Below are 19,614 nucleotides of genomic sequence, written 5' to 3' on the forward strand. Positions count from 1 at the left end.
GTGGTGTTTCATGAAGACTCCAGTCGGCTCCGAACCAAAAACGCGACGTCGAACATGAGCTTTGCTCGCCGGTTTGTCACAACGCTCCTCAAGCGGGACACTCGGAAGAAGAGTCTCAAGCGGAAACGCAAAATCGCTGGCTGGAACACTGACTTTCTCGAAAAACTCCTGTTTGCAGCCTAATTTTGGTGCGATCGTCGTGACATTGTGAGGCTTTAGGTCCCGATGGATAATCCCACTCGAGTGAGCGTAGTCAAGTGCTAAGGCAAGCTTGCGGACAATCTCGGCAGCTTCTGAGAATGGCAGGCTGCCGCGCTGAAGCCGATTCGAGAGCAGTTCGCCTTCGATGTACTCCGTTGCAATGTAGTACCTGTCGCCCGCCTTTCCGGACTCATACGTGGTGACGATGTTCGCGTGTCTCAGTCTTGCAGCCGCTTTTGCTTCCGCAACAAAGCGTTTGGTTCGGTTCTCTCCACCGGATGCAAAGATCGGCACTTTCAACGCAACCCATCGATCAAGCGACGGGTCGCGGGCCTTGTAGACCTTTCCAAAACCGCCTGTTCCCAACACCGAGACGATCTCGAATCGACCGAGCTTTCTGGGGCGTCGCGTTCGATCGCTTCGTTCGGGTGTCTTGGCAATCGCCCTCAATGTACTGTCGTCGGACGCTTCTAAAGTCTGATTTGCCTGGTTCCCCACGGACAACATCGAGGCATTCCCGCTCGATTCGAACGAGAAAGATTGCTTACAGGCTGGGCAACCAATGGTCTTCCCCAGTTTTCCTGAGTCGACTCGCAGCTTCTGGCCGCAGTGAGGGCAAATTGTTTTCGCTCGCATGCTGAAGAAATCGAGATCGATCCAGAGGGTATCGCAGTGGAAGCCAGCTCGAGCCTCCAAGATGATACCTGGGTGACGGGCTCAGTCCAGGCATTCGTGGCGAGGGTCGTGCGATAATCTTACCAAACAGGTCGGCCGCGAATCGGCACTTGTCGGCCGCCCCCCAATCTAAGTCGTCGAATCGCTGACACAGAACGGTTCAGACGCCGCAAGTGCGTTGCCCCCGGTCGCCAGTCGCAGCTTCACCGAATTGGACTACACCGAAACAGCGCGGCGTTGGATCAGCTAGGCGAAAGCGAACCCGAAGCACTGCTAGTCGACGATTCTCACATATAAATATCCCCCGCGTTGTTGATTCAGAGCCGTCCGAAGTTGAGCATTGATTTGACAGTTTTCTAGTTCGAGCCTCTTCAATCCTCTCGGCAAGTATTGGAACACGGCCTCCTGACCTTGGAGGCCACTGCAGTTTTCGAATTCGAGTTCGGTGAGCGATGGGCATCGTGCGAGGGCGGCCACGAACGTTCCGTCCAATGTGCAATTCTTGAGTTCAATCTTGGTCACGGAACGAAGTAACAGTGGTCGCAATTTCGCCGGCAGTTTGCAATCAAGGAATTTCAAACCGGTCAGATTGGATTGTGTTAACACTTGCAGTTCTTGGACGCTGACGTCACGTCCATGGAATCCGATCGATTTGACGGCACGGCTGCGCGCTAAGTCTTTGAAGCCCTGAACGCTAAGCAGCGAGTTCGCGGTCACTGCCACATTCACATCGCCCTCAAGACCGGCCACAAGTTTCATGTCTTCGTCGTCAAGCGGTCCGGCGATGTCCAATCGAGGACTCTTGATCGGATTCGCGATGGGGAGATGATTGTATGGGAATCGGCCAAAGCGATTGGCTAACTCTCTAAAACGCGGCCCAAACGATTTGCCCTGGACTACGAAATTGTCAAACGCGTTCGACGCTTTCTCGATCCGAATAATTCCCCAAAGCGGAGCCGTTGCGAGCGGTGATTCACGACACTTGATCAGATAGTTGTGTCCAACCGTTGCCCTTAAACTGTTCACCGGCTGTAGATCATTCTCGTCCAACCAAATCGCAACGGGTCGCTTCAGCCAGCTGTTTTCAAACTCCGTGCCCAGATCTGCAAGGTGGGTCATGGAATCGATCACGATATTCATGGACTTCCCATACCCTGAAACACGAATCACGTGGCCCTCTGGCGTGCTGTAGGGCCGCATGCTACCCCAGAAGAAATTGACATCGCTGTAGTCGCGATTGATCCGGAATTGGTAGCCATCTTTCAGAAACTTGGTCTTGGTGATCAACCCACTGACCATGTGTGACTGTCTGGGCTTCAATTCCAATGTTCCCAAGTTTGCGACGCCACCTGAAAAGTCATCCTCCGAAATCTGTCGCTTCACCCCTTCATAGAAGTAGTTTCGCAAGTCCAGGTCGATGCGGTTCTCAAATTCAAAGAGATCTTTCGGCAGTGTAAATTCAAGCTCTCCGGTGACATCACTATGCGTCAAAACGGTGGATCTGTAGTAGAAACCCGGAAGACTTAAAAGCACGCAACCTGGAATCGCCTGCTCACCATCTATCAAAGTTGCCTTCACCGTCAGGAGTTCATCCTTGTTTGCAGCTTGGATTTTGATCGATGGTATCAGGACACTGCTTCGTCTTTGCGTATCGGGGACGGTCGTCGTGGACTTCCGGTGCTGCAGTGTGACCGTGCCAATCTCCGCTGGTTTCCCAGGATGCAGGCTCGCGACAAACCAAGGCCAATGGGTAATCGAGTCCCTGCGACTGCCACCGAAACTCACATTGAGTCGCTGCTGCTGCTGATATAACAAGACGCCGCCAGCCGGGATTCCTCCTCTGCCGATAACCGTTCCTTCTGGAATATCAAACTTGCCGACTGCAATGACCTTACCGCTGTTCTCTTGGTCGGCAAGGAATCGGTCAATGCTCCGTGAAAGTTCTTGCTGAATGGCCAGTGGAACGGCCTGCATCCAAGATTTGAGCTTTGGATCGGCAGCAATTAGCTCGGCTGCGGAGTTCTCAGCATTCGATTCGTCGCCAGCCGCATCGAAGCCGGTCGCGGCAAGTCGGGGAGACGAGGCTGGCAACCCGATGAGCAAACACAACAGCAAACTAAGGAATCGTCGCACGTTCAAGTCCGTTGGGGAGAAGAGAAAGGGCCGCGGGAAGCCAAGTCACCGCTCCCGCGTCACCCGAGAAACACACCGATCCCAAAGACGCAACGGAACCGAAACCAAACGGAACAATTCGCCCCCCGTCCTTTTTGTTTCGCTCGAGTGATGGAGAGCTGGTCATCAGTTGCTGCTTGTTGAAGCGGAAGTATTTTCCTTCAATGTCGCAATCGTCTTTTGAAACGCAGCCGCTGACATCGTGCCCTTCAGGATTGTCAACTCATCAATCAGACCGTAAAACGCATTGCCATAGGAATAGTTGGTAAACATCCAGTTCTTGTCGCGTTCTGCGTCGCTTGAGTCAGCCACGTCGAGCTTGAAGCCCGGCGGGAGTCGAAACACTTCGGCGCGATTGTGGTCGAGAACCACCGCCACAATTCCCTTGGGGATATCAACGGCACAGGCGATTTGATGCCAATGTCCCGGGCGTAACTTGAGGTTCTGAAATGTATGACTGATGCGTTGATTGTTGAGCGTTACGCTGACAGCATTGCCTTGGCCGGCACAAATCTGAAACCAACGGTAAGAACTGCCGCCGCAGAGAATCGTTCTGTTCCGGTCAGCGAACGATTGCGCCTTGAATCGAACAGATACGGTGAACGAGTCGTAGCTTTGGCCCGGCGTACTGGCAATGGCCCGGTACCCCGACGCACTGCCAGAATGCTCGTACTGCCCGTTCAGTACTAACGCTCCGTTGTTGAACTGAGTGTTCTTTAGGTCGAATGCGGATCCGGTGCCATTGAGTTCGTTGGCGTTGCCTTCGAACTCGTAGTGAGCGATCACGTTCGGAAGCTTTGGGCTGCCCGCCGTGATGCCAACATCGGGCGACATCTTCTCACCAGGTTCGATCTTCCCGTCAATCTCCGCACGAAACAGCACGGCGTGCTTCCAATGCTGTTGATTGAGCAAGTAAACGTGGCCCGAAGTGACTTCCATGCCTCGCGGGGAGTCCGTTGCTGCTTCCGGCAAGGCATCCAGGTGATCGTCCAGCGTCCCGGGACCAAGATCCTTGATATGGCACGGCGCGTAGGAATAAGAAAACGAAACCTTGCCCCCGGATTGTTCAAATTCAAGATCCCAGCCGTAGATGTCCGGCGTGGCTTTCCAGCGATGACCAGCGGGAAAGGACTTCACCATTTCCGGACTCTCGGCGAAGCTGCGATCGCCTGTCTTAAGAACTCGATAGGTGATATTGATTTTTCGGGGCAACTCCAGTCCGACACGTCCGAAATCGGTGTCTTCACCGGCCTTTACCGTCACCCGTCGACTTGTACTGACATGGCCATCGGCACTCAGACCAACGTAATAATCGCCTTCGCTCACAGGCTCGGACTGCACGGTTCCGTCCCGACCGACTTTCAGTGTCATACTCCTATGTTTGCGACCGACGCCTTCGGTACCATTGGACGGCGTATTCGCCCGAGGAGTTCGGAGTGTGACGTTCACTCGGGCGGCGCTAGCATCGTCTGTCGCTTCCAGCATCAGTTTTCCGGTAATGCGACCCTTGTCGGCCAACGAGGCCCGGGACATTTTCACGAACCCAACATCGATGACGCCATTTTCCCCCGGCACGGCATCGTCCGGGAGCGTGAAATCAAGAGGTTGGTAGTCCGAGTGCCGGAATCCGATCGGCATTTTTGGATCACGGATCACGTCCACAAAGAAGCCTTCTTCCACAATGATCATTTGTGATCTGACGGATTCCGGATCATCGTTTCCCTGGAGCTGGACCCGACCAACAATCAAATGAGCGTCACGGTTTGCCTCGCGATAACGATCACGTTCCGCGACTGCGCGTTTCATGCGAACCTGAAGCGCTTTTTCCGCTGACGGAAACCGCTTCAATGCATCCAGCGTGGGTGCTTGTCCGATGGCGACGGCAGGCAGCAAGGCTGCGAGCATCAGAATTGCTCGAGCAAAATCGAGAAATTGGGGAATCATGGTGATTGAAGTCCTGCCGATTGGTTGAAATGAGATCTCCACGGTTACCACTGAACCGATTTGCGAGAAATGCGTCAGGAAATCTCGAAAAATCGGACGAAAGACAAGAATTGCCGTGAGAACTCGCGTTCCGGATGCTCGATTTAGACGTCCCGCCTTGGACGAAAGGGCATCGGGTCAGGCGACAAGAATAAGAATCGAAAACGAGCGTCTTGCGTTCAATCCATTGCACTTCGCCGGGAGTCCATCACTCGAGGGGGCTCTGGCGAATTTCAGTACTTTCGGGCGTTTTTGAAATGGAATCGTTGCTGTCTTGCGAGTTCCATCTGTAGACGGTTCCTTCGGCCGATGTGGACCAGAGCTCTGAATCGTCCTTTGAAAAACACAGGTCCGTCACGGAGTCGGTGTGCCGATTCAGCAGCAGTTGCATTTCTCCGCTACGCGTGTCCCAGATCGCGATCCTGTGGTCTGTACTTCCGCTGGCCAGTGTTTCACCATCGTTGCTGAGCGCTAACGATAGGACTCGGCCTTGATGTCCCGACATTTGGCGGCGAAGCTTGCCTTCGGAGTCGAAAACCCGAATCACACCGGTTGCCATTCCACTGTAGATCAGGGATTCGTCGCGATTGACCGCCAATGAGTAGATGCGACTTGCGCCGGCCTGCCACGACGCCTCGATCGTTCCATCGGTAACGTTGACGAGGTGGATTCGACCGTCCGCTCCACCACACAAGATCCCGCCAGCGACCGCTGACATTGAAAGACAAGCCGACTCCCTTTCGAGTTGGCGACAACGCCTAAGAATCTCTCCAGTCAAAGCGTCAGCGGTGAACAACTCTCCGTTTCGCAGGGCCACGAGTAGGACATCTTCATCCTTTGAAAAGCACAACGACGTGACATTTGCGTCGCATTCGATTTCAAAAGAAGGCTTCGGAGGTGGACAAAGCGGGCCAGAGGATTCCAACATTTCCGCTTTTGACAGCTCCTGATCGCAGAAGCCCCCATCCTCACGCCTGCGCAATGCGACCACCTTGCTCCCGGGGGTTCGGAAGCCCAGCACGGCCAATTGGTTCTTTCGAGAATAGGCGATTGTCGAAAACTGGGAGTTGTTGATTTGAAATCCCTCGCGGACTCGGTCTGTTTCGCTATCGACCACCGCACACCAGCCCTCTCGGTGGCAAACGAGCGTTTCACCGGATGCTGCCAATTGGACGGTACGCACTGGGGGACCGTAACCACGATCTTCTCCAGTAAACGTTTGCAATCGCCGAATCCTTTCATTAGGGTCTCGGATTCGCCTGACAAAGAGCTTGCCCTTGCTCCCACCGGTAGCAGTCCATCTGTTGTCAAGAGAAACGGCTGCGGCAAGAACGCTATCCGTTACCGAGCCGATCGCTTCTTGATTTGCCGGATCGAATACTGAGAACAGGAGCCCGCCGCGTCCGTCCGGAATGACGCATTGCGACCTGGGCCTGAATGTGAAATGGCTTGTTAGCGGCGAGGATCGAGCGATCAAAGAATAACTTCGATGCGAGTCGGGCCAAGCGACTGTGGTTACTCCATTGTCGAAAGCGAGAACGATACAGAGGCCGAAATCCATTTCATAATTCGCTTCCGCTGCTCTCAGCGTGCGTTTGGTTGAATCGAGAAGGATGACCTCCGGATCGAGAGCATCAAAAATGTTGCTTTGCTGCAGCTCTTCAAGCGTACCCGCCTCCCAGCGATGCCAAAGACCTTTTCGGGTCACACAATGCAGGACCTGGTCATCGGGCGTGAGCCACAAGCCGGCGGGGACCCCGTCGATTGAATTCCTCCCAGTCAGAGCAGTTTCCGACGCTAAATGAATTTGAATTGGGTACCCTTCCTTGGTGAGCCCATAGCTTCGGTGGCCTCGCGATGTTAAAGCCATCTTTGCTCGCGTTGGCACTGGCAACTCGATGCGGCGTAGGATCGCACCGGATTCCCAGGAGATTTCCAACAAGTTGCCACTGGACTCCTGGCAGTAAAAAGTTGTCATCGCCGGGTGAGAAAGCAGGGTTCCGGCAAGCCGCAAATCACAGGGTATGATCTTCCGAGTTCGATGGAAAATGTCGACGAGCGAAAGGCATCTTGGCTTGCTGCATACGACAAGTTTTCTGTTGTCAGGCGAGAACCTGACCTGATAGATCCCACCGAATCCACCGTCTACTTCTGACAAGTCAAACGCAACGTCTGTCGCCTCCGAATGTAGGAATCTCCATGCGAAACAGCGATCTCCAGGTGGAAAGAGCGATTCATCTTCGAGCTGCTGCTTCGCCACAATCCTATTGCGTGCCAGGAGCGGCTGAATCGACCTAAGACGCGAACTTACCGTTGCCCTCTTCAGTTGCTCTTCTCTGGCGAGGAGTTCTTGATTCTGCTGATCGACTTCTCTTGCATGTTTGTATCTTGAAGTGACGTTCACCGTCAGGAGAACAAAAGCCATCAGCAGTGTCGCTGCGATGACGCTCCAAAGAATTGTCAACGTAGGGTTTCGGTGTATCCATCGGACGCTTTTTTCAGCCAATGAAACCGGTCGAGCCGCAACCAGATCTCCATCAATAAGGCAGTCGATCTCCGCTCGTAGTAGCGCAAGCGACGAATACCGATCCTCCGAATTGTCCGCTGTCATCCGCGCCAAGACAGCGTCCAGATCGCGTGACCGCCATCCCGCGAAGTCGTGATGTCGCTTGGCTGCTCGCATGTCTGACGCACTTGCCGGCACGTCAGACAATCGGCACAACAAATTTCTAAGTAGAACTCCCACGCTGTATATCTCAGAAGTCACGCCAGGGTGCCGATTCCTGTCTTTGAGTTCCGGGGCGATGTAGCCCGGCGTTCCGATCGGACCGTTGGGGCCCTCCAAGACATGGCTTCCCGCAATCCTTGCCAATCCAAAATCCGTTAGGTGCGGCTCTCCACTTTCGGACATCAGGATATTACCGGGCTTGATATCGTGATGCAGGATTCCTGATTGATGAGCGTCTGATAACGTGGACACGACGCTTCCGATTAGCGAAAGAATTTCTAATCCTGATGCGTTTGTATTCGACACGAAATCGTCGATTCGGCCACCAGACAGGTATTCCATTGCCAACCAGCCGACAATGGTTGATCCATGGTTGAGAACGCCACTGTCAAAGATGGTAGCAATCCGGTCGTGACCGAACTCCCTCACAACCTCAATCTCGCGAACGAAGTGAGCTTCGGCGAAAGGGTTGCCATCGGATAACACCACTACTTTCACTGCTGCTTCACGCTGAAGGTGCCTGTGCCTGCACCTGAAGACTGTTCCGCATCCTCCTTTGCCAAGAACTTCAACGACTTCGTAGGAACCGTAGACTAACGGAAGTGACGAATCCAAGTCATCCTTGAGTGATTCGAAGCGACGCTGACGAGCGATCGCATCTTGTAGCGCCTTCAGCAAACCACTGTGTTCCTTACAAAGCTCTTCAGGCGTTACCGGAGAACCTGACTCTTCAGCAATAAAGAAGTCGTCTAGCAAATCACCCACTTTCGGGTTCTGAAGCTCTTCCGGATTCTCTTCGTTGGGCAGATTCATACAAAAAATTGAACCAACGCGCCGTTCGCCTTGCAAGTCACCATCTGCCTCTTGGACACATAACGTAGGCCGGATCGAGCCGCGACAACGGCGCTGCTACAAACTATGAATTCCAATCTGCCGGAACTGCGTCGCCAGGGTCCTTGGTCCAACCTACATGAAATCGCCGATCAGATGCAATCACCCAAAGCGCAGATCAGTCGCTCGCAAGCGAGTCGGTAGTTTCGCTGGACGGTTCGGATACTGAGACCCAGCTGTTCAGCAATCTCCGGATTCTTTATCTCATCGTACCAGCTCTTCTGAAATATCTCGCGTTGCAATTCAGGTAGACTGTCGACCGTGCAGTGAAACTGCATCCAATCGACTCTTCGCTTCATTGGGGTGAATTCAGACGCGTAGTCCTCCTCCACTCTGGGCCCTCCGTCTTTAGCTAGCGGTGTAGCGTAAGCTGTGCGAATTGACCGCCGATGCTGCCGAGCCAGCCTGAGAAACGTCCACTTCACGTGAAGAATGGCAATGCGGCGCAAATGCTCCTCAGAAGTCGGGTTCACCTTCTTCGAATTGATGGCGTCAAGCAACGATAAAGTCGCCTGCTGAGCAACATCACCAGTCATTTCCCACCGGCGAAGTTGCGGGAAACGCGAGAAAGAGTGCCGACACGATTCGGCAATCCAGCTGTTCACCAGCTGCCAACTCGAAAGGCTTTCGATCTTCGCTTCCAGCGATGCGGCGCTCCGTTCCAATGTTTTCTGCTCGGCCATGCCAGCATTTTTGTTTCCAGAGACGCATTTTTCAAGAATACGTGTCGCGAATCTCTCCGGCTGCGCGAGAAAAGATGTCAGGACTAGTAATTCTGCAACGCGGGGCGCCGGTTATTACTCACATGAGTCTACCCCATTGTGCGGATCGAACGGATACCTTGTGCCAGGTTTCCGTTCGTTCCCCGGGCCAAAAAGAGTGTCTTGCAGGGCGTTTAAACGGAATCTCAGCGCAGCAGACGCGAGCGCTCGTTGTGTGGAGCCCTCCGATTCCGATGCCAGGCAGCCGCACAGTTCCACGAAATAACTGGCGCGTAGGTGATTGTGGGGTGATCGGCTGGCTGCTTGTCCAGCGCAAAGGATGACGGCCTAGCTAACGGCGGCGAACCCACCTTAAAGGAGTGCCAGGGTGCGACTCGTAGCTCAAGGAGGTTGGACCAACCGACGCAGGTTTCGCAGTTTTCTTCGTGCAGTCGGTGGCGGACACCGCCGCGCGTTTTGACGTGCAATTTGTACGCGCCGGCGACTGTCGCCGGCGGGGCGACGGGATGCGGGTCGGCGAGCTGGCCGAATCGCTGCCCGCCTCCGCTCTCAACGCTCGGTCGAAATTGATTCGGCGTAGGCGAGTTCTCCGGTGCGACCGTCGTAGTACTGGAACACGACTTGCGGGTGTGGGTAGGCGACCAAACGTTTGCCGCCCAACTTCTGTGGCATGTTGAACACGTTGTTGATCTGGACGACACAGAAGTACGGGTACAACCGCTCCAGCCGTGGCAGATCCGGCAAGATGTAGCTGCTCCAACGAATGTCGCACTCCCGCGGTCCGAACTTGAATTTGCCCGTCGCCGGGCGGTCGCTCTCGTCATTGGCGGGCACGTGGTTGACGCTGTTGTGCGGCCCGCAACAGAACTCCCAGACGTTGTCAGTGACCTTGATCGCAAAACTGTTGTGCAAGTCTCCGGTCATCACGAACACCCGCTTGCCAATCTTTTCCCATTCGGCGATCAAAAACTCGCGTTCATCAAAGAACCCCGTCCAGGCTTCTTCCTTGTTCGCCGCATCGGCTTCGAACCCGCCGGCGCCGCTGTGGGGAATCATGAACGGGACGGTCGAAATCACGAAGCGGAAATCGGCGTCGCTTTCACGCATGCTGCGGAGCAACCATTCACGTTGCGGCCGGCCCAGCATCGAAACGCCCGGCTTGTCCCGCTGGGTGACGTCGTGCATTTGACGATCACCGCGGGTGTCGAGGAAATAGAACTCGCAATTGCCGACACGCTTCTTGCCGTAGCTTCGTCGACCGATCGAGTAGCTGACATTCGTGTCGTCGATTTTCGCTTTCATGTGCAACCGCAACGTGTGCGGGTCGATGACCTCGACGATGTCATAGACGTAGGAGTTCTTGTGGCCGGCATCGTCATCGAATTCCATGTCGTTGACACCGGCTTCGGGCGTGCCCCAGTGGACGTGCAGGTTGCCCATTTCCGCCAGCGGCATCTTGGTGAAGTCGGCGGTTTGATCGTACAGCAGATCGCTGTCGCGGCGCATCGTCGCTTTGCCGAAATGAATCGGGTGGTGGTATTCGGTCGGATTGGCCCAGCCCAAATAGTCGTACCAGGCCTGCGTGCCGATGTCGCGAAAGACCGTGCGGCGGTGACGCTTGCCGGTTTCCGCCGAGCCCCAGATGTCATTGACCAACTCGTGATCATCGAAGGTGAAGTAGCTGGGCACATGGCGATGCCAATGCGACAGCGATTCACCGCGGTCCAGGTACAGTTTGTAGTTTTCCCAGACGCCGATGATCGTGGGCGCGATTTGGGCGACTCGGGGTTTGGCACTGGCTCCTTGAACGAGCTGCCAGGCGTCCGGCGGATACCGCCGCTGTTCTTCGTAGAGCCAATCGCCGTTCATCACGTGAAAGTGGACTTTGTCGGCCCAGTCGCGATTGAGGTGCTCGTACGTCGTCGCCCGGTGCCCGCCGCCGTGCAGCGGATTTTGGTTGGCACAGGAGCCGATCTGGAAACGGAAATTGAACAGCCCGTCGGGATTGTAGGTTTCGTTCCGCGACTGATCGGCACTCGGCAGCGTCTGAAAGCTGCCCGGCAATCCGTGGGGCCGCCCATTGACCCAGACCTGATAGTGATACCGGGTGTCGCTTGACAACCCGACCAGGTCAACGACGCCGGTGTTGTCGTGACCGATCGTCGTTTGGCCGGGCTCGCTGACCGTATCCATGGCGCCCGCCGCGGTGCCGTAGTGGACTTCGAATTGTCCCGGATCCGACGTCCGCGCCCAGACCCGCATCGACGTCGCCGTGGGCTGGCCCAGCATCGGGCCATGGGTCAACCGGATCGGATCCCGGGCCGTGGAGATGGTGATCGAGGCATCGGCCGGATCGGCAATGTGGTGCTTGGGCGGCGGAGCGTCTTGCGCGTGAACGAACGATCCGAGAACGAGCAAAGAACAAGCAAGGGTGGTTCGCATGGGGAACAGTCTAAAAAGGGGCACTGCAAAAACGAAGGCTCAGTTTATCTCATTGTCGGACCGCCCGTACGTCGATTGTGCAGTCCAATGATGATCGCCAAGCCCAGCGAAACGCGTCATCGGGAACGCAAGAATTCGGCTAGCCCGGTCAAGTCATCGGTATTGATCAAGTCCACGTTCGCGTCGGCGAGGAAAGCCCAGACGACATCACTATCGGGCGTTGCCCAAAACCGCACACGCCGACCGTCGGCATGCGCTTTTTCTACCACACGTTTCAGTCGTTCGCGTTCCGCCGGCGACATTTCACCGGCGCCGCGCCAACTGAAATAGCGTCCCCAGTTGTCGCTGATCAGCGGCATCAAGTCGGGGGCCATCCCACTGTTCAAATCCGAGAGGCGCCCATCGACACCGGCATAACGTGTCGAATCAGCTTGAATCAACTCGATCGCACGATTGCCGCTGATGATCGCAGTGACTGCGCCCTGGTGAACCCCTTTCTCGTCGATGTAGGTCAGGATGTCTTGGTACTGTGACAACACGGTGTCCAGCGCGCGGTAGGTCGAGTTCCCTTCGGATTTGATGTCGATCAACAACGTCAACGTTTGTCCGTCGCCGTAGACGCTGCCGTTGTTCTTCTTGATGCGAGAACGCAGTGGATCGAGGTAGAGTCCCTGCAAGGTGCGGTCTGGCGACGTTTTATCCAAGTCATGCGCGACCAATAGTTCGCCATCGATCAAATAGATATCCGCTTCGACGCTACAGAACCCGTTGTCCAAGGCGTCCAGCAACGGACGGTCGTGCAAGTAATCGTTGTGGGCGTGGGCTTGCCGGGCCGGTTTGACGGCCTGGGCGAAGAGAGGCGATGCGAAACCGATGTTGAGGGTGAGCAGGAGACAGGTGATGGCAGTTCGGTTCATAGTGGTGGAGGGCAATACGATGGGGGCAAAACGATGGGGGCAAAACGATGGGGGCAAAACGATGGAGTGGCAGAATGATGGGGCGGCAGAATGTTGGGGCGGCAGGAACGTAGGGCATGCTGTGCATGCCAACAGGCCAAGTTCAACGTTAACAGAGAACGTAGGGCATGCTGTGCATGCCAACAGGCTAAGTTCAAAGTTAACGGAGCACTAGAAGTCGAGTCGTTTGAGGAAACGTTGTCCGAAGCGACCGTAGTCTTGCCCGTCGACGTCGCCATCGCCATCGAAATCGAGTTCTGCGTGGAAGCCATCATCGGTCGGGGAACGCAGGAACGTCAATCCGAAGCGGCCGTAATCTTGGCCGTCCACATCGCGGTCGCCATCGGTGTCGCCGAAATGTCGGAAGAACGCGTCGGCGGCTTGATCGCCGAAGGAGACGTCACCGTCCATGGCCAGTCCGCCGGACGTGACCCCGGAGCCGGTCACGGTCAATTCAAAATTGCCATCGCGGAGCGAATGCAGACCGGTCGTGTGGGTGACCACGCCGGGACCAGGCAAGAACGTCAGCGTGGCGACGGTCTTCCCGTTTTGGATTTCGGTCACAAGCGAAAGACCGACCTGTTGGCCGGTCGCTCGGTCGCGCACCAGAAACGCGCTCGCCGACGTTTCGACGTCGCTGTCGAACTTCACCGTCAGTCGGTCCACGCGTGATCGTTGGGGCTGGCCGTCATTGATCACAATCGTTTCGATGTCCGGGGCCACGGCGGCTTGGACGATGACCGGATAGTCTTCGACTTCGCCATCAAACGCAAACCCGGTCGGTTGTAATCCACCGACCGAACTGAGTCGGACGCGGGCGATGGTCTGGCCGAGCGGCGCCGAGGCTGGCAGGTTGTAATTGAGTGTTTGCAGTCCCGTGGACACCGGGGCGGCGGAAAGGACTTGTTCGTTCGGTTGCCAGGTCCCGTCAAAATCAAAGTCGATCCAGACATCGACTTTGGCTTCGACCGCGTTTTGCAGATCGATGTTCACGCCCGCCATCGGGTGACCCACTCGAATCGCGCCGAACAACACTCCGTCGTCCAAATCCGCATCGGCACCCGCGGACGCCACGCCATCGGATTCTGCATCGCGCGTTTCCCCCAGACGCGGCCCGGTCGCACCGTGGCGTGCTCCGTCTTGGGCCAGGGTCGTGGGATAGGATGCGGGGGCATCGCCGAAATCAAACACGTCAAGCTCGGTGACCGACAGATTCAAGACCGCCCAATCGAGGGCGCTGTGTTGGCCGATCAAGACGTCCAGCTGTCCGTCTTGAGCCGCGATCAGATCCCGACCGGTCAGTTCGACCGTTAGCGTCGTTGTATCGGAAGTCGATAGGGGGGCGGTCATGCCAAGGGATGCGAGCGATCGCGGACGCGAAAGGTCGTCGATCCAGATGGAATCATCGGCAGTCGCTCCACCGGTTCCCCGCAATCCCAACGACAGCACCGCCGAGCGAACCACCTCGTGCGTGTCCAGAGCGTATTGGAAACTAAAGGGGACGTACTGGCCGTCGGTGGCTTGGCCGCCGGTCGCTTGATCGCTGGACCGGATCGGTGTTCCCGCCGCCAGGGTCGTCACGTCGCTCATCCATTGTGGATCCACTGGCAGCGAATCTGTCGAAGCCGAACCGTCGTAGGCGAGCAAATCGAAATCTCCCAGAACATACTCACGGGTTTCCGCCGTCGGGTCGGTCATCCGCTGGTTGTGTTGAGCAACGAACAGGCTGCTGGTCGGGTTTTGTGGGTCGCCGAAATCGATCGGCGTGGCGTGTGCGTCGACGGTTGCCGGCGGTTGGGGGCCGAAACGCGTTTCGTTGACCAACGTGCCGGTCGACCCGATCACCCAGTTTTGGGCCGTTTGCGGATTCTGAACGATGAACTGTTCGGCCCGCGCGTTCCAGAACACCATGCTCGCGCCGCCCCAACCGTGTCCGCTGCCGAAATTGCCTCGGTTACGTGCTTCGATCAGGTTGTCGGTCGTGATCGTGTCATACAGCGTTCCCGACGACCAGCGTTGGTGCGGTCCGGTAGAGCTGTGGGAATCGACCGCCGTGCCGTTGAGAAACACGTTCGGCCCGCGGTTCCGCCACGATGAATTGTTGACGAAGTCGTGGCGTCCGTTTTCCGAGTACAGATTTCGCATCAATCCGAATTGGCCGTCGATCGTGAACGGATACCGACGGGCTCCGGTGATGATGGAGACAGGATCCAAGCTTTGTGCGTCGTCGACGGTGACCCGCAGTGTGCGGCTGGTGGCGTGAACGGTTGCAAAAACGAAGTGCTGGCCGGTGACGTTCCGCACCCAGGCGTCTTGAACCGATTGCAGTTCGATGAATGTCGTCGCATGCGCCTCGTCTGTCGGACTGGCAAAGTCCGACACGCCGCGGATGTTTTCGATGCCGACGTTTTCGATGCGAGGGAAGGTGTATCGAAACACGGTCCCGCCGCCGTATTCCTGTTGAAACGATGACATCAAGGGCGCATTGAGAAACACGCGATCGCCTTCGATCCGGGTGATCACGCGTTCGTACAGATGATCAAAGTTTCCGCCGGGTTCCCATTGATTGACGGTTCCACCATCACCTCGCGGCGGAATACTGTCCATGCCGATCGCGGCGATCCACTCGGCGGTGCTGGGACGTTTGACGACGACGGGATCGCCGACACTCCAGTTGGCCGTCGAATCGACGCGCAGGCTGGTCGCGCCCACGGGCACGTATTTGTCGATGATGTTGTGCGTCGTGTTGGAAACCCCCGACGCCCAGCCCGACGCTTGACCGACAAGAATCAGCGACCGCTGTGTCGTTCCGGTCGCGCGGAGGATGGTGCTGGTCAGCGGATCGTCGCCGTCGCCGACGCCGCGCAGGACCACGCCGTCGTCCATCACGGTCAGTTGATCGCTGACGTGGTATTCACCCGCGGTCAATTGCACGACACCGCGATAGCCATCGGCCCCCACGGGAAACGCCGCGACCTGATCGATTGCGGACTGTAGGTTTGCCATGTCATCGCCGGCGGTCGGCGCGACGGTCACAAATCGCGACGGATCAATCGTCGCGGTGACGTCGGGCAAGGGTTCGTTGCTGTTGCGATAGCCGGCCGCCGAGAAATCGGCGATGCGGTTGCCCAACGCGTCCAACGGATGAATCAATCGACCCGCATCGCCATAATAGGCCAACGACGATTCGCTGACCGTCCGCTGCACTTCTTGCACGCGGATGTTGTCCAGCCGCATGGCGTTTAAACCCGCCGTTCCCCAGGCGTACACGCGAAAGGTGATCGGTGTGGTTTGGTCGGCCATGCCCGGTACACCTTCCAACGGAACACTGATCGATTCAAAGACATCTTCGCTGGTGATTTTTCCGCTGGCAAGTTTCGTCGTGAAGTTGTCTCCGCCGGGTCCCGGATCGTTGTCAAAGTAGACGGAGTAACTGTCCTTGGAATCGGGGTCGTTGCGACGGATCTGCATGCTGAATCGAGCGAGGTTCAACACGTAGCCGGATTCGGGCGTGATCGTCCATTCAAAGTAATCGCCTTGGCCGCCGGCGGGTGTCGGTTCGCTGGTCTCGTTGAATGCACCGCCGAGTGCGAGGCCGTTGGGCGGTTCGCCGTTGCCGGTCCATCCCAGGTTGAGCGGCGAGCTGATGTCGCTGGCCGTCGTCTCCGCATGCGTGTCGACCGAAAACAGTTCCGGTGTAGCCGTGGTGTGATTGGCAAATTCGTAAAACGCCAAATCCGCACCGGCGGCGAGTAACCAGCGGTGCTCCATGCGTTGCAGTCGTAGCCGTCGGTGCTTGGCCCTTCTGTTCTGCGCTGGTCCTGCGTTGGATGTTTTCATTGGCGAATTATAATTGCGATCCATCCGCTGATGCAGCACACCCCGGTCAGGCTGGCAAAGAGCAACAGCACCGAAAAGCATCCCGAGCGTTGCGAATCGACCGCCGTCGGATGGGACGTCGACTCCGCGGACGTCGATCGCGATCGATCCATCCGAGATTCCACGAACGCTTTGCATTCAGCCAGCGACTTTCCGGACCGTTGCCGATAGAGCTTGACCGCCTCGAGTTTCTTTCCCCGCGCGATCGCCTGATCGACTTGATCCATCGCATGGTCCGATTCGACCGAGTCCGGCGGCGCCGGCTGGCTTACTTCCCCGATCTTCGCCTCATGCTCGATGGCTTCGACCGCGTTTTTGGCTTCCAAAAGGGAACACTTCATCCAATCCTTGTACAGTTTGACGGCGGCAATTTTGCCGCGGTTGTTGAACGCTGACAGGATCTGATCGCGTTGATTTTGACTCAGGCCGTTCATGAAGATTGGGTTACCCGAGGGGCGTCTCGTTTTGGGAATTCTTGCCAATTGCCGTCGACTGGCACTGATTTTGTGGCACACGAGCGACCGATCACCTATATCTATCGCTATCCGGAGGAGCGCCCGGGCCGGTTTTTCTTCATGGTACCATTAAGAGAGTTGACAACGATGCGAGCGAAGATTTTCGGTGGGCTGGTTTGTTTGGTTGCGGTAGCCTTGATCGGCTTTCCTGCGATTGCCGCAGACGATGACGGTGACAAGCCCAAATTCAAGACCAAGCAGGTGATGAAAGAGGCCTTCAAGGGTCCGCTGCTGAAAAAGGTTGCCGGTGGCGACGGATCGGCCGAAGACGCCAAGAAGTTGCACGCGATGCTGGTCGCACTTTCGAAGAACGAGCCGCCGCGTGGCGAGGCCGAAAGCTGGAAAGAACTGACCGGTGCCTTGGTCAAAGCCGGCAAAGCCGCGGTCGAAGGTGACGCCGACGCCGGCGCGATGCTGAAAAAAGCGGCCAATTGCAAAGCCTGTCACAGCAAGCACAAGCCCAGCTAGCCAACCGTCTTGCTCATCCGATCGGCAAGATTTTTGAGCGTATCACTGCCATCACCCTCGACCAGTTTTGCATGAATCAAGTGCGGCTGGTCGAGTGTGTCCCAGGCGTCTTGGAGTGCCGCTTCAAATTCCAGCTCCGTTTCCGCGTCGTGGCTCTTTCCGCAACCGTAGACGTCGAGCAACTTGCCGTAATCCCAACGATGGATTTCGTTGTATTTCCAATCCCCGGCGTGCAAGTAACGCTCGGTGCCATAGCCGTGGTTGTCCAGCAGGATCACGATCGGACAGTGGCCGCAACGAATCAAGGTACTGAGTTCTTGGCCGGTCATTTGGAATGCGCCATCGCCGACGAGCACGACGACACGGTGATCGGGGCGGGCCGTGGCGGCACCCAAGGCTGCGGGAACACTGAACCCCATCGACGTGTAATAGGCCGGGCTCAAGAATTCACCCCGCTCGTGAATCGTCAGCTCGGTCGCCGCAAACAACGAGTCGCCCACATCCGCGATCACGATCGTGTCGGCGTCGATCAAGCGATTCAGCCGGCTCATCATCCAACTCGTCCGCAAGCCACCCTCGCCGGGTTCGGAGTGTTTCGACGCAGAACGTTTGGTCGATGAGAGCTGCTCGGGAATCGATCGCTGCTGCGGCACCAAGCCCGCTTCGACGAGACCGACGAGGAACTCTTTCAAGCCGACGTTGTGATAGTGGTGGTGAGAGATCCGTAGCGTTTCACTGGTCGCGTACACGCAGCGGGCTGGATTGAGGTTGGCGGAAAAAATTCCCAAGTTGATGTCGCTCATGAACGCGCCCAACAGCAAGACCAAGTCGCTGTTCTCGACAAATTGCGTGACGGCTTGATCTCCCAAGGCTCCCTCGTACAGCCCGATGAACATCGGATGACGTTCACTGATCACACTTTTGCCCAACATCGTCGTCGCGATCGGAATGTTGGCCGTTTCGGCCAACTGCAACAATTCGTCTTGCAACCCGAAACGGTGCAGTTCCACACCGGCCAGGATGACCGGACAGTTTGCCGATTCGATCAAGCGGCTTGTTTCACGAATCGCCTCCGCCGTCGCCTGCTGGTCGTTGACGTGACTGGACCCGCGATAGCCATGGACGATCGGCGGCACGACGTGCACCATGTCACGCGGCAATTCCAAGTACACCGGCCGTTTGAAACGATCACAGGCGTCCAACACACGATCGATCTCGGCAAACGCCGTCAGCGGATCGGAAAGCTCCGCGCCGGCGATCGTGAATTTTTCGAAGACCTCGTATTGGGTCCGAAAGTCTCGCACCATGTGATGCAACAACGCCCCGCTGGATCGTTCCTTCAGCCCCGGTGATCCGGTCACCACCACGACGGGTGATTTTTCCGCGAACGCGCCGGCGATCGAGTTGCAGACGCTGAGCCCGCCGACACAGTAGGTGACGCACACCGCGCCCATTCCGTTGAGCCGGGAGTAGGCGTCGGCGGCGAACCCGGCACAGTCTTCACGCGTGCAGCCGATCATTTCGATCGGACTCTTTTCCAATTCGCTGTACAGCGACAAAACATAGTCGCCGGGAATGCCGAACATGTGCCCGATCCCGTAGTCTTGTAAACGTTGGATCAAGTACTGTGCGATCGAGACGTTTGCAGTCACACGCCGAGGTGATCCGCTGGCAGCAGATTTTGACATCGCTGATTGAGAGGCGTCCATCGCAAGAGTCTCCCTGGGGAAGTCTAGTTCGAGTTATCCTCTATTTTAGACATTGGTATCGACACATCTTAAGTCACCCTCCCTGGCAGGGAGGGTCGAGCGCAGCGAGGGGAGGGGCGAGCGGTCATCGCGATTCCCAGCCACATCGACCGTGCCCGCTTCGAGCGTAAACTCCTCCGCGACCCTCCCAGCGGGACGTCAATTGTATAAGTGACGGATTTGATCGTAGCGGTAGGCGCCAAGACTTTTGCAACGCGAGCCCTCTCTGGCGTT

10 protein-coding genes and 2 pseudogenes are annotated in these 19,614 nt (G+C 56.6%); 2 read left to right on the forward strand and 10 right to left on the reverse strand.

Features of this window, described 5'->3' with window-relative positions; genetic code table 11:
* Positions 1-183 (forward strand): annotated as a pseudogene (locus NZK35_RS28475) (ISAs1-like element ISRba7 family transposase); the annotation flags it as partial.
* Between the two features lie 30 nt (positions 184-213).
* Here NZK35_RS28475 and NZK35_RS28480 read toward each other — a convergent pair.
* From NZK35_RS28480 to NZK35_RS28520, 9 genes and pseudogenes are all read right to left on the reverse strand, one after another.
* A pseudogene (locus tag NZK35_RS28480) lies at positions 214-837 on the reverse strand (protein kinase domain-containing protein); the annotation flags it as partial.
* Between the two features lie 312 nt (positions 838-1,149).
* On the reverse strand, positions 1,150-3,009 hold the full coding sequence (locus NZK35_RS28485; protein WP_259635922.1) for a hypothetical protein: 1,860 nt from the start codon (positions 3,007-3,009) through the stop codon (positions 1,150-1,152).
* A 165-nt stretch (positions 3,010-3,174) separates the two neighbouring features.
* Complete coding sequence (locus NZK35_RS28490) at positions 3,175-4,992, reverse strand: LamG domain-containing protein (RefSeq protein WP_259635923.1); 1,818 nt, start codon at positions 4,990-4,992, stop codon at positions 3,175-3,177.
* A gap of 247 nt (positions 4,993-5,239) precedes the next feature.
* Entirely contained in the window at positions 5,240-8,572 is a 3,333-nt protein-coding gene (locus NZK35_RS28495; protein WP_259635924.1) for a WD40 repeat domain-containing serine/threonine protein kinase, read from the reverse strand.
* A 170-nt stretch (positions 8,573-8,742) separates the two neighbouring features.
* Entirely contained in the window at positions 8,743-9,333 is a 591-nt protein-coding gene (locus NZK35_RS28500; RefSeq protein ID WP_259635925.1) for a sigma-70 family RNA polymerase sigma factor, read from the reverse strand.
* Between the two features lie 588 nt (positions 9,334-9,921).
* Positions 9,922-11,814, reverse strand: coding sequence for an alkaline phosphatase D family protein (locus tag NZK35_RS28505; protein WP_259635926.1), 1,893 nt, complete (start codon positions 11,812-11,814; stop codon positions 9,922-9,924).
* A 116-nt stretch (positions 11,815-11,930) separates the two neighbouring features.
* Positions 11,931-12,731: a phosphatidylinositol-specific phospholipase C/glycerophosphodiester phosphodiesterase family protein gene (locus tag NZK35_RS28510; RefSeq protein ID WP_259635927.1), complete on the reverse strand. Its 801-nt coding sequence runs from the start codon at positions 12,729-12,731 to the stop codon at positions 11,931-11,933.
* Between the two features lie 210 nt (positions 12,732-12,941).
* On the reverse strand, positions 12,942-16,541 hold the full coding sequence (locus NZK35_RS28515; protein WP_259635928.1) for a GEVED domain-containing protein: 3,600 nt from the start codon (positions 16,539-16,541) through the stop codon (positions 12,942-12,944).
* Positions 16,542-16,606: 65 nt separating this feature from the next.
* The gene (locus NZK35_RS28520) at positions 16,607-17,083 is read right to left on the reverse strand and encodes a hypothetical protein (protein WP_259635929.1); all 477 of its coding nucleotides are present in this window, start codon (positions 17,081-17,083) and stop codon (positions 16,607-16,609) included.
* 168 nt (positions 17,084-17,251) lie between these two features.
* Between NZK35_RS28520 and NZK35_RS28525 the strand changes: the two genes are divergently transcribed.
* Positions 17,252-17,632 carry a hypothetical protein gene (locus NZK35_RS28525; RefSeq protein ID WP_259635930.1) on the forward strand — a complete coding sequence of 127 codons (381 nt, stop codon included), beginning with the start codon at positions 17,252-17,254 and terminating at the stop codon, positions 17,630-17,632.
* Here NZK35_RS28525 and NZK35_RS28530 read toward each other — a convergent pair.
* Positions 17,629-19,320, reverse strand: coding sequence for an alpha-keto acid decarboxylase family protein (locus tag NZK35_RS28530; protein ID WP_259635931.1), 1,692 nt, complete (start codon positions 19,318-19,320; stop codon positions 17,629-17,631). The genes NZK35_RS28525 and NZK35_RS28530 overlap by 4 nt on opposite strands.
* Between the last annotated feature and the right edge of the window lie 294 nt (positions 19,321-19,614).

The organism is Stieleria sedimenti, assembly GCF_025060895.1.
Taxonomy (GTDB): Bacteria; Planctomycetota; Planctomycetia; order Pirellulales; family Pirellulaceae; genus Stieleria; species Stieleria sedimenti.

Excerpts from the sequence above, each read along its gene's own strand:
- NZK35_RS28515 (WP_259635928.1), bottom strand. The coding sequence starts at position 16,541 with ATGGAGCACCGCTGGTTACTCGCCGCCGGTGCGGATTTGGCGTTTTAC.
- NZK35_RS28510 (WP_259635927.1), bottom strand. The coding sequence starts at position 12,731 with ATGAACCGAACTGCCATCACCTGTCTCCTGCTCACCCTCAACATCGGT.
- NZK35_RS28505 (WP_259635926.1), bottom strand. The coding sequence starts at position 11,814 with ATGCGAACCACCCTTGCTTGTTCTTTGCTCGTTCTCGGATCGTTCGTT.
- NZK35_RS28530 (WP_259635931.1), bottom strand. The coding sequence starts at position 19,320 with ATGTCAAAATCTGCTGCCAGCGGATCACCTCGGCGTGTGACTGCAAAC.
- NZK35_RS28525 (WP_259635930.1), top strand. The coding sequence starts at position 17,252 with ATGCGAGCGAAGATTTTCGGTGGGCTGGTTTGTTTGGTTGCGGTAGCC.
- NZK35_RS28495 (WP_259635924.1), bottom strand. The coding sequence starts at position 8,572 with ATGAATCTGCCCAACGAAGAGAATCCGGAAGAGCTTCAGAACCCGAAA.
- NZK35_RS28520 (WP_259635929.1), bottom strand. The coding sequence starts at position 17,083 with ATGAACGGCCTGAGTCAAAATCAACGCGATCAGATCCTGTCAGCGTTC.
- NZK35_RS28500 (WP_259635925.1), bottom strand. The coding sequence starts at position 9,333 with ATGGCCGAGCAGAAAACATTGGAACGGAGCGCCGCATCGCTGGAAGCG.
- NZK35_RS28490 (WP_259635923.1), bottom strand. The coding sequence starts at position 4,992 with ATGATTCCCCAATTTCTCGATTTTGCTCGAGCAATTCTGATGCTCGCA.